The following is a 13,323-nucleotide window of genomic DNA, read 5'->3' as shown; positions in this document are numbered from 1 at the left end:
TTGCCAAGCGTCGGTCGTAATCACGTCCATGTGAGTGACGGTCATAGCTGCTGGTGAGTTAGAGATTCCCGTGCCGGGTTGGCCGTTGGGCTTTCGGGCGCCGGCACTTTGGCTTCAAAGGTGACAAGCTGACTTGTCATGATCCGAGTGTGACAAGTAGGCTTGTCATATGAGAAGCGCTCTGAAGGAACTGCGAGTCGAAGCGGGGCTTTCACAAGCTGCGCTTGCAAGCATCCTCCGGGTCTCGCGCCAAACGATAAACGCGATTGAGACCAGTCGGTACGACCCGTCTCTGACACTTGCAGTTCGAATAGCCCGCCATTTCAATCGCCCCGTTGAGGAGATTTTCTATGTCGAAGATTGACCGATCACTTGCTCTCAATGTTGGCGTCGTGGTGGCCGCGGTGGTTGCCGCCATCGTGATCATTGCGGTGACAGGAAACCTCGCCTTCCTGGTCGTTATTCTCGCCGTAGCCGGAAGCGCGGTCTGGAACATTATTCGCATCTATCGCCGACCTGGCGAGGCATCGGACGTGGACCGGCTCAACTCGATGAAATACCTTGATGAACGGGATCAATCCCTTGCCCTACATGCGTTCGCGATCGTCGGGATTGTCGCGTTAGCAATGACTGTCGTCACAGTTTTCCTCACGCTCATCACGGACGTCCTTGGAGCGGAGTACATCGCACTTATGCAGTTCATTGTTCTGTTTGGATCTTGGGCAGCGGCCAACAGCTACGTGGCACGGAAGAAGCAGTAGGCATCACCGGCCAGCCATTTATGACCGTTGGGGGTTCCCCTGCGGGCAGGTTTGGGCCGATCCCAGCAAGTAGAGAACTCCACCGAACCCGCATTAAGGGTGCCGGCCTCGAAGAAGTCAAGCAGCAGGCTACCTCGGAAGCTCGTCAGTTCAGGCGCGTCGTGGGCGGAGTGCCGTGACGCATCCGCGTTACGCGTGCGTTCGTGCCTGGTTCAGGCGGTGACGAGATGCGTCCGCATTGCGTGGGCGCTGGCGGCGGGGCCTGCCGGTCGAGGAGGGCGAGCGACGTAGGCGTGGCCCACGCTGTGTGAATGACATGGTGCATTCGCGCTGAGACCGGTCTCACCTGCAACTTGTGACAATCAGATGATACATGAGTGTATTGTTTAGGTGATACAGAGGTGAGGGGTGTCGGGATGTCTTGGTTTTACTTTGTGGTGCTGGGACCGGTGTTCGCGAGCATCCTTCTCGCCCTGGCGTGGTGGCTGATTTGGGGGCGTAAGAGGCAGCTATCTGGCGGCGGTGTGGGAGCGTTCACTGTGGCGGCGGGCTTGCTTCTTGGCGGCGGCGCCGTTGGTTTGCTGCTGCTAGGTACCGTGCTGTTTCCGCTACATCTGCCACCTGAATACTTTGTCTGGTATCGCAACTACCGATTCACGACCCCACTCCTGCTCGGGATCGTCGGGATGGCGCTTCTCGCTTTCCCGGTTCAAGGTCAAAGCGGGCGGGGCGTTGCGGATCTCACACCACGGACTCCGCTAAGTTTTGCGCGAGGCTGGTGGTTCGTCGCCCCTGCCCTGCTTCTGGCGCTCATCCTCAGCGTCACCGTCACGGCCGGTGCCGCCTCCCGGCCGGACCCCAGCACAGGCCACTACACGATGTACCTTGTGGACCTTGGGGGCGGACGTGAAATGGGCTCGAGTATCTATGGATGGTACAACTCCATACCGTCGCTGATCCTGATGGGCGTCCTGATCATTGTCACCATCGTGGTCCTGGTGCTCATCGCTCGACCCACACCGGCCGCCAACCGCGAGCACGACGTTCACATTCGAACTTTCCGCACAGGCAACGTTCTTGCGATCGGAACCAGTGCCCTACTCATGCACCTCGGGTTCATACTCAGTTCACTCGCCGGGACCGTATCGATAACATCCTCGTTCCCGACCTCGAAGGGAAGTGTGACGTTCTGGACCACGTTTGCTGGGCTACAGCCAGTGTTGATCGGCGCATCCGCTGTCGCCGCGGTGATCGGGTTAGCGTTGTGCGTCGCTGTCGTCCTGTCAGCGATTCCGTCGCGGCGGTGGGCACCGGGCAAGATTAAATCATGATCGCCCTGTCAGGATCTGCCCCGCCCACGGAGCAGATCCGCGATCAAATCCGCGGGTTGATCGCGTCGGGTCGACTCGCAGCCGACGAGCGCCTGCCCTCGGTCCGTCAGCTTGCGAAGGACCTCGGCGTCGCCCCCGGCACCGTAGCAAAGGCATACAAGGCGCTCGAAGCCGAGGGCTACCTCACAGCCCGTACCGGTGGAGGCACCCGTGTCAGCCGAAGCGCCACAACAATACCGCGGCAAGTATTGGATGTAGCCCGGCAACTCGCGGCAACCAGCACCCAGGCCGGTATCGGGCTGGACGAGACCCTCCGCATCCTCCACGCAATCTGGCCCGAGCAGTCAATTCAACCCGAAACACCGGACGCGTTGAGGGCGCCCTGAGCGAGCCACCCGGGAAATGTCTCATGCCTCGTTGATCGTTCCTCTTTCGGGATGGTTAGCGCGAGGTAAGGGACAGCGCACTCTCAATCGGAAGCTTGGCTCGGCAGTTCTGGAATTGAACTAGGCTCGTGATTATGCGCGACAGACAGTTGGGCAAGGCGAGTCGAGGACGCCGTCGAACGCTAGTCCTCGGCATAGTTTCCGGCACGGTGTTGATCGCACTCGGAATTTCGTTCCTAGTACGCGGCAGTCAATTTGGCTGGATGTTTGTGGCCATCGGAGCCGTGAACGCCATCCTCACATTCGTGAGCTGGCACCGGGCACGACCACCGCGATTGACTTGAATCCCGATTGATAGTTAGACCTTCACCGCGCCAACAGATTCGCTCCCAGGTGCGCCGCTTGCCCTTCGGCTTGCGGGACGCAGCCTATAGACTCCATGCACGTTCAAGGTCGAGCGGAGGTAGCCGGGTCGCCGACCGCCTCGTGGGAGACCCTCGGTCGGTCCTCTAGCATGGACCTATGACGTACACCGGCGGAACCTCCACGGACACCACCTCCGCGCCGGGAGCTTCGTTGCCGCAGGCCATGAGTCGATTTGTGAGCGGTGCTTTCGGCCTCCGAGGCCGGGCGAGCCGCAGCGAATACTGGTGGTGGATGCTCGTCAACGTTGTCGTACTGGCGATTGCACAGCTTCTCATTCCCGCGCTGATCTCAGGGCGGACCCCACAGCCGACCCTGCTGTTGGGGCCGTTTGGCTCGTGGCTATTCGCGAACATCGAGTTGTTCAACTGGCATCAGACAGACGCACCCAGCTCACCGGTCGCGGCGTTTTTCTTGCTCTTCGCGGGGCTCTGGCTGATCCTCACCGCCATCCCCGGCTTCACAGTCGCAGTCCGCCGCCTTCACGACTCGAATCTCTCGGGCTGGTGGGCGCTGCTTGCTCTCGTTCCGCCTGGCCCCTTTATTTTGCTCCTGCTCGCTGCCCGTCGATCGCGGCCAGAGGGCGCGCGTTTCGACGCCTAGCTTCGTCGACCTGCCGCGCAAGCGGTTCCCTTGCGGGCGCCCGATCGGGCACCCGGATAGCGGAGATGTCACCAGAACGCCGACGGCGTGGTCTCGAAGGCCCGTGGGGCAGTTTTGTTCATCCGTCGAGACACGCATGCCGTGCGGCTATCCCGAGGTGGCCCGTCCAGGCTGCTCCGGGCTGTCAGCGTCGCGGGCGGCGCGTCGCTGCCGCTGCTCTCGGGTCCACACCAGGATCCCGCTCGTGAGTGTGATCAAGCCCGCCACGAGTGTGAGCAGCCTCAGCCACAGAAGATCAGATCCCTGGAAGATGAGCGTCGGGGAGACGAACATGAACGTCGCGCCTACGAAGTACCAGACTGCGGTCTGCGGTGTGGTGGTGCGATGCGACATGTGAGTCCCCGTTCTCGTCTCCTTTTCTACGGTACGCCGCGGCGTCCCACATATCCTTCCGCCTCAGGTTCCATTTCGGAGTCGTGTTGATTTCCGCCGCCGTTAGTGTGGTTGAAGACGCTCGGGCGAGGCCCTGGTGCCTGGGTTGAATCGAGGCCGACCGTGGCAATCAAGTAGGGAGTCCGCTGCCCAGCGGATCAGCGCGTCATTCCTGCTGCATTCACTTCTTTCTTGGAGCCCGTCTCATGACTTCTACTTCTAATTCGCCTCTGCCGCTGCTCGGTAAGACCGCCCTTGTGACCGGGGTGTCACGCCGCAAAGGTATTGGCTTCGCCGTGGCGCGTCGTTTTGCGGAACTCGGTGCCCACGTTTTCATTCAGCACTTCTCGTCGCATGATGTTTCCCAGCCCTGGGGTGCCGATGATCTGGGCGAAGTCCGCGCCGGCATCCGTGTCGTCCAAACCGACCAGGCCAGGTTCGATGACGCCAGCATCGATCTCGCGGGGCTGGATTCCGCGGTCGAAACGATTCGAGCCGCGTGCAGCCTCACCGGACGGGTCGATATTTTGGTCTGCAACCATGCCAGGAGCGGCGGGGACGGATCCATTTTTGACATGAGCGCTGAGGCCCTCGACGGTCACTGGCAGGTGAACGCGCGCTCCACCATTCTCCTGACGCGAGAGTTCGCGAAACAGTTCGCGGGCGGGGGAGAGAACTCGCCAGTGAGCCCGGGAGAACATGCGCCATCGACGGGGCCTCGTGACGAATTCGCGACCGGTCGGGTGTTCTGGATGACATCGGGCCAGCTCCAGGGCGCCATGCCTGGCGAAGTCGCCTACGTGGCCAGTAAGGCGGCTCTCGCCGGCCTCACCCCGACTGTGGCCAGTGAGCTGCTGCGGCAGGGAATCATCTTGAACACGATCAATCCGGGCCCGGTCAATACCGGTTACTTGGACCCGGAGACAACGGATCGGCCACTCGCAGAGATCCAGGAGTCTGTGCGGAACACGCCCTTTGGGCGCTTCGGCGAGCCAACCGATCCGGCACGGCTGATCGGTTGGCTGGCAACAGACGAAGGACGGTGGATCGTCGGCCAGGTCCTCACTACCGACGGCGGATTCAGCCTCTACTCCTGAACACGCCCGGAAGAGGTTCCCCTGCGGGCACCCCTCGAAGTCGAAAAGCGACATCAAATCCGTGTGAATCGCAGCGACAAATGGCGGCATTCTCGCAGCGCTAGATGTCACCCGGACTGCACGTAAGCCGATGGCGCCGCGACGTGTCCTGGCGGCCCGCAAGCTGGTCGGCTTGCGGGCACGGACCTGGGGCAATTGACCTGGGGTCGTGTCGGGGTGGTGGTGGACGTATAACCGGCGCGGTAAGAATGCGGCGTGGTGCGGCTCATGTGCATCCGCGCAGCCTGTGGGCTGGTCATCTGCGGTCCAAGCAAAGGATCGTTTGATGAACGTTGCCGACGGGGCACGTTCAGGGTTGTCGCGGCGGCCGCTCCTCGGAGCTGGCCTCAGGCCTCGTCCTCTTCGGGCGCGTCGGGATCGCGGAGGTCGCGGATTTTGCCGGGGGCGAGGTCGGGAGTGGCGAAGGTGTAGGTGCCCAGCACGCCGAGGTGGGAATGCACGAAGGGTGAGAGTCTGGCCAGGTCGTCTTCCCGGATCGGGTAGTCCTGGTCTCGTAGCTGGGTGACTGTGGCGTCGAGATAGCGGGTGGTCCAGAGGGTGGCGCAGTTCAGGACTAGGCCAAGAGCACCAAGCTGGTTCTCCAGCCCGCGCTCGTAGTGGTGGTAGAGCTCACCCCTTTTACCATGGCAAATCTTGCGCGCGAGGGAGTGACGGTTCTCTTTAAGGTTGCGGATGTCTTTGATATCGCGGCGGTAGGACTCATCGACGTCGATGTAGGTCAGAATGTGCAGCGTCTTGAAGATCCGCCCGTAGGTGGCGATTGCCTCGCCAAGCGCGGTGGGATATCCGTCGCGTTGCAGCATCGTCACAACGTCGTACGCGCGCACCGAGCCGGTGTAGATCGAGGAGACCACGCGGACGATGTCATCCCAGTTTCTGCGGATCTTGCCGAGGTCGACCTTGCCGCGGGCGAAGGTGTCCAGCGGGCCGTAGTCTGCGCCAGTGTTGATGCGCCAGCCCTTAAGAAATGAGGGCTTTCAGACCCCCGGATTAAAGCGGATCGGTCGATTCAGATTCTGTCTCCTGTGATCTTGAAAAGCGGATCGCATCATCGGCCTCGCTTTCGCTGTATCCCTGACTCACTAGTTTGGCCCGGAGACCATTTTCACGTTCTTGAGTCACTCTCTCGTTTTTAGCGCGAATACGTCCTGCACGAGTGATTCGGACAAGCTGCCAGAACTGCCAGGCAAAGACGCCAATCGCTGCCACAGCCGCAGCACCAGCAAGAAGCAACAGCGCCTCACTGAAACGTTCGAAGATCTCCATATTGAACCGTCCCGTGTTTCATGCAGCCGTTCTGTTGGCGGCTTCGATATTTATCGGGCCGTTTGTTTCAGCGTAATAGTTGAGCTCGTATTCAGCCGACGGCATGTTCCCCAGTGCGCTGTGTAGCCGCCGATCGTTGTACCAGTCGAGCCAGTCGAAGGTGAGTTTCTCGACGTCGGCGAGGGTCTTCAAGGGACCGGTGATGAAGGGTGAGTTCTTCGCGACGGCTTCGTTCTTGTAAAGGCCCATTACGGTCTCCGCAGCCGCATTGTCATACGCGTCACCGACCGTCCCAATGGATGCGACCAGGCCTTCGAGCGCGACGGTCTCCGTGAATCGAATGGACGTATATTGCGACCCGGCGTCGCTGTGATGGATCAGCCCGGGCTGGACGGTGTGACCTGCGTTGTCTCGGCGCCACAGCGCCATGTTCAAACACACCTCAACGAACGGGGTGTCCTTCACCGTGGACGCATGCCAGCCCACGATCGCCCGAGAATACAGGTCGATCGCGAAGGCGACATAGACGAACCCGCCCCACGTCGGCACATAGGTGAAGTCCGTCACCCAGCTGTGGTTGGGGTGGGGCGCGCTGAAATTGCGTTTCAAAAGGTCAGGGGCGCGGGGCGAATCCTTCCCGGTCGAGAGGCTGCTGCGCGGCTTACGTCCACGAACGAGGCCGTTCATGCCTTCGAGACGCATCAGCCGGTCCACGGTGTGCTTGGACACACCGGCGAAATCGCCCCGACTCAGCTAGGCCGTCATCTTGCGGCGGCCGTAGAGAATCTCCGGCTGTTGCCGGCCTTGAACGTCCCGCACCGTCAACGCTTTGAGCCGATCCAGAAGGACAGCGTCGCTGCGGGTCCGAACGGCGGCAGCGCGGATCTTCCATGCACGATACGACCGTGAAGTGACCAAGACGCCCGGCTCACAAAGGACGCCACAGGTCAGCTCGATTCCATGGCCGTTCGCTTTCATCGAAACGATGAAGGCGACTATGGACGGTTGCGAGGGTCGAGCTCCCTTAGCTCAAGAAAGATGCTGCAGCTTTGAGGATCTCGTTGGTCTCCCGCAGGTCCCGGTTTTCGCGCTTGAGACGCTTGATCTCCTCCAGCCCCTCGCTCGTGGGACCGGTCCGTTCTCCCGCGTCGGATTGCGCCTGCCTGGCCCACTTCCGGAGCGTTTCCGGGCCGACGTTGAGCTTGGGCGCCAGTTCGCGACACGCGGCCCACATCGACGGGTAATCCTTCAACCGATCAAGCGTCATACGAACCGCTCGCTCACGAACCTCATCTGGGTATTTCTTGGGCATAACCGAATCCTTTCACCAGAAAGAAAGCGGCAGGAAATCAGGGACGGTTCATATTGTTTCAATAATACCTACTGCCGCTTTCAAGGGAATGCCGAAATAATTTTGGTTTATGAAAGTCCCGGAGTGCTAGCCTTCGAGCGACGGTTAAGAATTACTTGACTACTTACTAAACATGGAGGAACAATGAAGATTTTCCTAAAAATGTTCGGGGGCTCACTTGTGCTGGCGGCGATGTTGCTTGGCGGGTCGCCTGCTGCTAATGCGTCGACATCTGCGCCCGTAGACACGGAGGCAACGCAAGAGCAGGCTTGTTGGAAAGATATGGTCACACTTCTATCAGCTTGCGCTCCCACCCAGGAGGAACTCGCGAAAAAAGTCTATGTTGAGTACGGCATCGAATTCGTAGATCAAGATATCCCCGACGCCCTCGTATTGTCCCCTAGTGAAAAGGCTGGGCTGAAAAGTACCAACTACTCGACCCAATCATCGGCTGCATCTCCGAACGCGGTGAACGCCACTTATCTCCTCGGCATTTACTACGTTGACGAATACTACAATGGCAGCTCCGAGACGATGACCGCTTCGCTAAGTCAAGAGCCTTGTGGCTTTTACGGCAATTACACATATGGCAACGTCTTGAATTTGATGGGGTCGGGGTTCAACGACAACATTGAATCCTTTAAGGGCTACGGAATGTGCGGGCTAAAGCTCTTCGTCGATGCGGGCTGGGAAGGCAGCACTTTTGCGAGCGCAGGTGCAGGCTTCTTAGGTGCCATGGCTAATCAGGCATCGTCCATTGAGGTATACAAGGCTAAATAACAATTGTCGCGCGTCGTGTTATTTGAGGTAGCCACTCGGTCATCGTCACCGACGATGACCGAGTGGGAAAAAGCACCGCCGGTAGTTTCAGACGGGGCTTCCGTCTAGATGGTGACGGGGCGGTCAGCTGTGTGCAGCCGACCACGAGTCCTCACAAGGACTTTGGCAGCAGCCGACGCAAACACATGGGGTATCGTCGAATAACTCCTCGGTGCCCTAATAGATATTCTCCGCCCAGACAGCGTCTCAGCATGTCCACCGCGCCGGTCAGTGGCGGCGTTCTATGATCGCATTGTTTTACTAATTCTCGATGGAGGCCGCCGCGAGCATCCTCGTCATCGGAATCTAGCGACACGGAACGGTCACAAAACGCCGCCACAGAGCACCGAGGTCCACACCCGGGGTGCCAACACCCCGCCCGCGAGCGCCAATAAAACACCGTGAAGAGTCCGTCCTCGCATGTAGCATCAACGACCGTCTATGGAGCACTCACGCCCATCGATGCGTGAATCGGCGTGTTGTGTTCCATAGCTCGTGTCCGAGAGCTATGTGCCGTTAGCGGCATTCGCGGTACATTGTCGCTATGGCTTCTATTGGTTATGCGCGTGTATCGACCCGGGAACAAAATCTCGACGGGCAAACAGATGCGCTGGCAGTCGCTGGGTGCGACAAGGTGTTCGTCGAGCACGCTTCCGGAGTCTTGGCAAAGCGCCCCGCCCTCGATGACGCGCTGGATTATCTACGCAGTGGCGACACCCTCGTCGTCACCAAGCTCGACAGACTGGGCCGGTCCGTACGGAACCTGAAAGAAGTTGTCGACGGCCTCCAGCTGCGCGGCGTCGGCCTGAAGGCGCTGTCCCAAGGAATCGACACGACCACTCCAGGCGGTCGGCTGTTCTTTCACATGCTCGCCGCCATCGCGGAGTTTGAGCACGACCTCATCGTTGAACGCACGCACGACGGACTCGCGGCAGCGCGAGCACGAGGCCGTAAAGGCGGCGGCCGGTTCAAGATGACCCCGACGAAAGCGAAACAGGCACGAACCATGTACGACGCGAAGTCGTACACCGTGCAGCAGATCGCAGAGACGTTCAGCGTCTCCCGCGGCACAATTTATCGCCACCTAGCCGAAGACGCCGGACCAGCGTGAGGCGGTGACTCACGATGACGCAGTGGACAGCCCAGGACAAGCTTGCTGTACTGCGTCAGCACGAGGAAGGCGTTGCTTGGACGCGCCTGGCCACGGAATCAGGTGTAGCGCCGAGAACACTTACGCGGTGGGCCGAGAAGTATCGAGCTGACTCGACACTGGGCGGGTTGCAGCGTCGCAGACGCGCCGACCGCGGTCAGCGCCGCATTCCCTCCGAGCTCTGCGATGCCGTCGAAGCGCTCGCGCTTCGACGGCCGCAACCGACCGCGGCGTTCGTCCATCGCCGCGTCAGTGACATCGCCCACGATCGCGGGCTGCCTTCGCCTAGTTACTCCAGCGTGCGGACGTTAATTGCAGGGATCGACCCGGGACTACGCACACTCGCACAGCACGGTGACGCCGCGTACCGAGACCGATTCGAGTTGGTGTTTCGACGGACCGCTTCGAAACCGAATGAACAGTGGCAGGCCGACCACACTCTTCTGGACGTCGCCGTACTCGACAAGAGCGGTACGGCCGTGCGCCCGTGGCTGACCGTCGTGCTAGACGACTACTCTCGCGCCGTCGCCGGCTACACCCTGTTCCTTGGTGCCCCAACCGCTGAACAGACAGCGCTCGCACTGCACCAGGCCGTTAACGGCAAGACAAACCCTGCGTGGTCTATCTCTGGCCTGCCCGATATTCTCTACAGCGATCACGGATCAGACTTCACCTCCGCCCGGCTAGAACGCGTGTGCCTGGAGACCCACATCCGACTCATCCACTCAAGGACGGGCGTCCCGCAGGGCCGCGGAAAGATCGAACGGTTCTATGGGACGATCACCACCGAGCTACTCCCGCACCTACCCGGGCATATACCGCACGGCACGAACGGCAGGCCAATCACTGCCCCGACGCTCACCCTCGAGCAGCTCGACAGCATCGTCGAGCGATTTATCGTCACCGAGTACAACAGCCGTGCGCACTCGGAGACGCGGGAGATACCCGACCAGCGCTGGGGTGCGTCCGGGTTCATCCCGCGCGGGCCTGCGCATCCGGAAGATCTCGACATGCTCTTGCTGACCGCCGCCACAACCAGGAAGGTGCAGCGCGATGGCATCCAATTCGCCTCCACCCGATACGTCTCGACCGTCTTGGCTGCTTATGTCGGCGAGCAGGTCACCGTGCGATTCAACCCGCGCGATGTCGGCGAAATCCGCGTTTACTTCAACGACGCGTTCCTCTGCCGCGCAATCGCGCCCGAGCTGGCCGCCGATTCCATCTCTCTCCAACAGCTACAAACTGCCCGAACGCGCCGCCGACATGACCTCAAGAAACAACTGCGGGCATGGCGTAGCCTCGCCGACGCGCTTCCAACTGATTCGCGGTACCTCCCACCCGAGCCCACCGATGTGGAGCCGGCGCAACCAGATGACACTCCACCTCGACACGGATTGCGCCTCTATGCCACCGACTGATTCCGAGCACTCGCTCTTAAGTAAGGGAGACGATGGCCGACGCTTCTTGACCGGAGAATTTGGCGAGGTGAACCACGCCGCACCGCCATTGCCCGAACAGCCCCCATTCCAGACCACACGCGAACATCGCCGCTTCACAGAATTCGCCGACACCGTCCGCACCCACCGCTACATCGGCCTCTGCTGGGGACCACCGGGAGTTGGCAAAACACTCTCCGCCCGTCACTACGCCGCTGCCGACGACTGGGAACAATGGCAGTCAATTTTCTCCGACGACCTCGGCCCGGTACCCCAAGGCATCCTGCACGCCCGCACCGCATTCTTCACCCCGACTGTTGCCGCTACCGTCCGTCAGATCGACCAAGGCCTCCCACGAGCATGCCAACAAATCTCCTTCGCGATCGACTACGCCGAGCATGGTGTCGTCGATCCCTATGTCCACGATGAATCCCGCTCCAGCGGCCGTACCGAACTGCTCATCATCGACGAAGCCGACCGTCTCAAAACAACCGGCCTCGAACAGGTCCGCGACTATTTCGACCGACACCACATGGGAGTCATCCTGATCGGCATGCCCGGCATCGAAAAACGCCTCGCCCGTTACCCGCAGCTCTACAGCCGAATCGGATTCGCCCACGAGTACCGACCATTGACCCCCGACGAACTCACCGCAGTACTCATGCAACGACTACCTGCCGCGGCCGAGACGGCCGATGGCGGTATCGCGCACGCGACCGCCGTCGCAACGATCGTCCGTATCACCGGCGGCAACTTTCGACTCGTCGAACGGCTTCTCACCCAGATCGATCGCGTCCAGACCGTCAACGGCCTCCAATCCCTCACGCCCGAGATCGTCGACGCCGCCCGCGAAGCCCTCCTCATCGGCCACTGATCGCTGCCGAAACAACGCCATTTATCGATGCGACTCACACTCATCGGCTACGCCCGCGTCTCTACCGCAGACCAAAACCTCGCCCTGCAACACCAAGCACTGACCAAGGCGGGCTGCGCGAAGATCTTCGAGGACACCATCAGTGGCACCAAGACCGATCGACCAGGCTTGACGAAGGCGCTCGAACAGCTCCGCGCCGGCGACACTCTCGTCGTCTGGAAACTTGACCGACTCGGCCGTACCGTGAAGAACCTCATCGACTTCACAGAACAACTCCACACTGACGGTGTGGGCTTCCGCTCGCTCACCGACCAAATCGACACCACCACCCCGGCCGGCCGGTTCTTCTTCAACATCATGGCGTCGCTCGCGCAAATGGAACGAGAACTCACCATCGAACGAACCCAAGCAGGCCTCGCCGCCGCCCGCGAAAAAGGCCACCTCCCCGGCCGGAAACGCATCATGACCGACAGCAAGATCGCATCAGCAATAAAGCTTCTCGAAGCAGGTATGACACCACCCGACGTTGCGCGTGACCTGGGCGTCTCCATTGCCACGCTGTACCGGTGGATCCCCGCCCACGGAAGACCGTAATTCCAGCCACTCCGGAGCAAAATACTCGGCTGCGGCCGCCATCAGACTCTTAGCGTGGTTTTTATTCCGTTTCGTGAGCTGACGCCTATAATCCCCGGTAAATCCCGAGTCCAGCAAGCACAGTGCGTGACCGCTACTTCGTACTCAAGTACAGAATCGCTGAGACGATAATGTTCACGATCAAGAACCCGCCAATGGCAAATAGGGCTATTCGCGGCGCGCTTAGATGAGTGCCGATTTGTCGGGGATGGCCCTTCAGATATCTGGATCCCAGAAGTACAAAGATCAGCGTAAGAACAAGGGTGCCGAAGAAATAGATATCCACGAGTAATCTCTTGCTAGATGCCGAAAACGGTGCAGGTTAAGAAGGCAAAGCCGCCAGCAACACCGCCAACGACAGTTGCGCCGTACAGAACGCTTGCGCCGACCGCCGGGCCAGCGACGGTCGGCGCTGTGACGGTACCCACGATAAGAGCTCCGACTGCAACCACCCCTGCACCTGCGGCTATGCCGCCAAAAATGGTGCACCCGGAAATCTGTCCGGTCGGGTCGATGTTGTTGATGGGGTCGTTGGCGGCGTAGGCGTAGCGGTTGGCGTTGGCGGGGTTGAGTGGGGTGTCGAGGGTGTCTTGTTGCGTCCAGGTTCCGGTGGTGGCGTTGTACCAGCGGATGCCAAATTTCACCAGTCCTGAGGCGCGGTCTTGGATTCCGGCTTTGAAGGAGTACGGGTTTTGGGCGGA

General features: G+C 60.4%; 15 protein-coding genes and 1 pseudogene. 11 read left to right on the top strand and 5 right to left on the bottom strand.

What is annotated here, in order from left to right:
• Positions 1-169: 169 nt before the first annotated feature.
• The 5 genes from IWX77_RS15690 (at position 170) to IWX77_RS15670 (ending at position 3,504) form a co-directional block, all read left to right on the top strand.
• Entirely contained in the window at positions 170-364 is a 195-nt protein-coding gene (locus tag IWX77_RS15690) for a helix-turn-helix transcriptional regulator (RefSeq protein WP_196845490.1), read from the top strand.
• The gene (locus IWX77_RS15685; protein ID WP_196845489.1) at positions 351-761 is read left to right on the top strand and encodes a hypothetical protein; all 411 of its coding nucleotides are present in this window, start codon (positions 351-353) and stop codon (positions 759-761) included. The genes IWX77_RS15690 and IWX77_RS15685 overlap by 14 nt, the downstream gene beginning before the upstream one ends.
• A gap of 416 nt (positions 762-1,177) precedes the next feature.
• Entirely contained in the window at positions 1,178-2,092 is a 915-nt protein-coding gene (locus IWX77_RS15680) for a hypothetical protein (protein WP_196845488.1), read from the top strand.
• The gene (locus tag IWX77_RS15675; protein WP_196845487.1) at positions 2,089-2,478 is read left to right on the top strand and encodes a GntR family transcriptional regulator; all 390 of its coding nucleotides are present in this window, start codon (positions 2,089-2,091) and stop codon (positions 2,476-2,478) included. The genes IWX77_RS15680 and IWX77_RS15675 overlap by 4 nt, the downstream gene beginning before the upstream one ends.
• 522 nt (positions 2,479-3,000) lie before the next feature.
• Complete coding sequence (locus IWX77_RS15670) at positions 3,001-3,504, top strand: DUF805 domain-containing protein (protein ID WP_196845486.1); 504 nt, start codon at positions 3,001-3,003, stop codon at positions 3,502-3,504.
• A gap of 147 nt (positions 3,505-3,651) precedes the next feature.
• On the opposite strand, the gene IWX77_RS15665 is transcribed toward IWX77_RS15670, so the two are convergent.
• Positions 3,652-3,897: a hypothetical protein gene (locus IWX77_RS15665; RefSeq protein ID WP_196845485.1), complete on the bottom strand. Its 246-nt coding sequence runs from the start codon at positions 3,895-3,897 to the stop codon at positions 3,652-3,654.
• A gap of 245 nt (positions 3,898-4,142) precedes the next feature.
• Between IWX77_RS15665 and IWX77_RS15660 the strand changes: the two genes are divergently transcribed.
• Positions 4,143-5,033, top strand: coding sequence for an SDR family oxidoreductase (locus IWX77_RS15660; protein WP_196845484.1), 891 nt, complete (start codon positions 4,143-4,145; stop codon positions 5,031-5,033).
• A gap of 386 nt (positions 5,034-5,419) precedes the next feature.
• Here the strand turns inward: IWX77_RS15660 and IWX77_RS15655 are convergent, their stop codons facing one another.
• From IWX77_RS15655 to IWX77_RS15645, 3 genes and pseudogenes are all read right to left on the bottom strand, one after another.
• Positions 5,420-6,043, bottom strand: coding sequence for a Tn3 family transposase (locus IWX77_RS15655; protein ID WP_196845508.1), 624 nt, complete (start codon positions 6,041-6,043; stop codon positions 5,420-5,422).
• A gap of 40 nt (positions 6,044-6,083) precedes the next feature.
• Positions 6,084-6,359, bottom strand: coding sequence for a hypothetical protein (locus tag IWX77_RS15650; protein WP_196845483.1), 276 nt, complete (start codon positions 6,357-6,359; stop codon positions 6,084-6,086).
• 18 nt (positions 6,360-6,377) lie between these two features.
• Positions 6,378-7,671: pseudogene (locus tag IWX77_RS15645) on the bottom strand (IS3 family transposase).
• A gap of 183 nt (positions 7,672-7,854) precedes the next feature.
• On the opposite strand from IWX77_RS15645, the gene IWX77_RS15640 reads away from it, so the two are divergent.
• The 5 genes from IWX77_RS15640 (at position 7,855) to IWX77_RS15620 (ending at position 12,583) form a co-directional block, all read left to right on the top strand.
• Positions 7,855-8,490 carry a hypothetical protein gene (locus tag IWX77_RS15640; RefSeq protein ID WP_196845482.1) on the top strand — a complete coding sequence of 212 codons (636 nt, stop codon included), beginning with the start codon at positions 7,855-7,857 and terminating at the stop codon, positions 8,488-8,490.
• A gap of 583 nt (positions 8,491-9,073) precedes the next feature.
• Positions 9,074-9,640: a recombinase family protein gene (locus IWX77_RS15635; RefSeq protein ID WP_196845481.1), complete on the top strand. Its 567-nt coding sequence runs from the start codon at positions 9,074-9,076 to the stop codon at positions 9,638-9,640.
• Between the two features lie 167 nt (positions 9,641-9,807).
• Positions 9,808-11,097: a Mu transposase C-terminal domain-containing protein gene (locus tag IWX77_RS15630; protein ID WP_327012247.1), complete on the top strand. Its 1,290-nt coding sequence runs from the start codon at positions 9,808-9,810 to the stop codon at positions 11,095-11,097.
• 67 nt (positions 11,098-11,164) lie between these two features.
• On the top strand, positions 11,165-11,989 hold the full coding sequence (locus IWX77_RS15625) for an ATP-binding protein (RefSeq protein ID WP_327012246.1): 825 nt from the start codon (positions 11,165-11,167) through the stop codon (positions 11,987-11,989).
• Positions 11,990-12,016: 27 nt separating this feature from the next.
• The gene (locus tag IWX77_RS15620; RefSeq protein WP_196845478.1) at positions 12,017-12,583 is read left to right on the top strand and encodes a recombinase family protein; all 567 of its coding nucleotides are present in this window, start codon (positions 12,017-12,019) and stop codon (positions 12,581-12,583) included.
• Positions 12,584-12,921: 338 nt separating this feature from the next.
• On the opposite strand, the gene IWX77_RS15615 is transcribed toward IWX77_RS15620, so the two are convergent.
• Positions 12,922-13,323, bottom strand: a 402-nt coding sequence (locus tag IWX77_RS15615; RefSeq protein WP_327012245.1) for an RHS repeat-associated core domain-containing protein, incomplete at its 5' end; no start/stop codon positions are given.

This window comes from Cryobacterium sp. CAN_C2, from assembly GCF_015751745.1.
Lineage (GTDB): Bacteria > Actinomycetota > Actinomycetes > Actinomycetales > Microbacteriaceae > Cryobacterium.
The sequence above is the reverse complement of the archived record's forward strand: the minus strand, read 5'-3'. Positions and strand labels throughout refer to the sequence as shown.

Bases quoted from the DNA above. Each gene is read 5' to 3' on its own strand.
- IWX77_RS15690 (WP_196845490.1), top strand. From the start codon at position 170: ATGAGAAGCGCTCTGAAGGAACTGCGAGTCGAAGCGGGGCTTTCACAA.
- IWX77_RS15685 (WP_196845489.1), top strand. From the start codon at position 351: ATGTCGAAGATTGACCGATCACTTGCTCTCAATGTTGGCGTCGTGGTG.
- IWX77_RS15680 (WP_196845488.1), top strand. From the start codon at position 1,178: ATGTCTTGGTTTTACTTTGTGGTGCTGGGACCGGTGTTCGCGAGCATC.
- IWX77_RS15675 (WP_196845487.1), top strand. From the start codon at position 2,089: ATGATCGCCCTGTCAGGATCTGCCCCGCCCACGGAGCAGATCCGCGAT.
- IWX77_RS15670 (WP_196845486.1), top strand. From the start codon at position 3,001: ATGACGTACACCGGCGGAACCTCCACGGACACCACCTCCGCGCCGGGA.
- IWX77_RS15665 (WP_196845485.1), bottom strand. From the start codon at position 3,897: ATGTCGCATCGCACCACCACACCGCAGACCGCAGTCTGGTACTTCGTA.
- IWX77_RS15660 (WP_196845484.1), top strand. From the start codon at position 4,143: ATGACTTCTACTTCTAATTCGCCTCTGCCGCTGCTCGGTAAGACCGCC.
- IWX77_RS15650 (WP_196845483.1), bottom strand. From the start codon at position 6,359: ATGGAGATCTTCGAACGTTTCAGTGAGGCGCTGTTGCTTCTTGCTGGT.
- IWX77_RS15640 (WP_196845482.1), top strand. From the start codon at position 7,855: ATGAAGATTTTCCTAAAAATGTTCGGGGGCTCACTTGTGCTGGCGGCG.
- IWX77_RS15635 (WP_196845481.1), top strand. From the start codon at position 9,074: ATGGCTTCTATTGGTTATGCGCGTGTATCGACCCGGGAACAAAATCTC.
- IWX77_RS15620 (WP_196845478.1), top strand. From the start codon at position 12,017: ATGCGACTCACACTCATCGGCTACGCCCGCGTCTCTACCGCAGACCAA.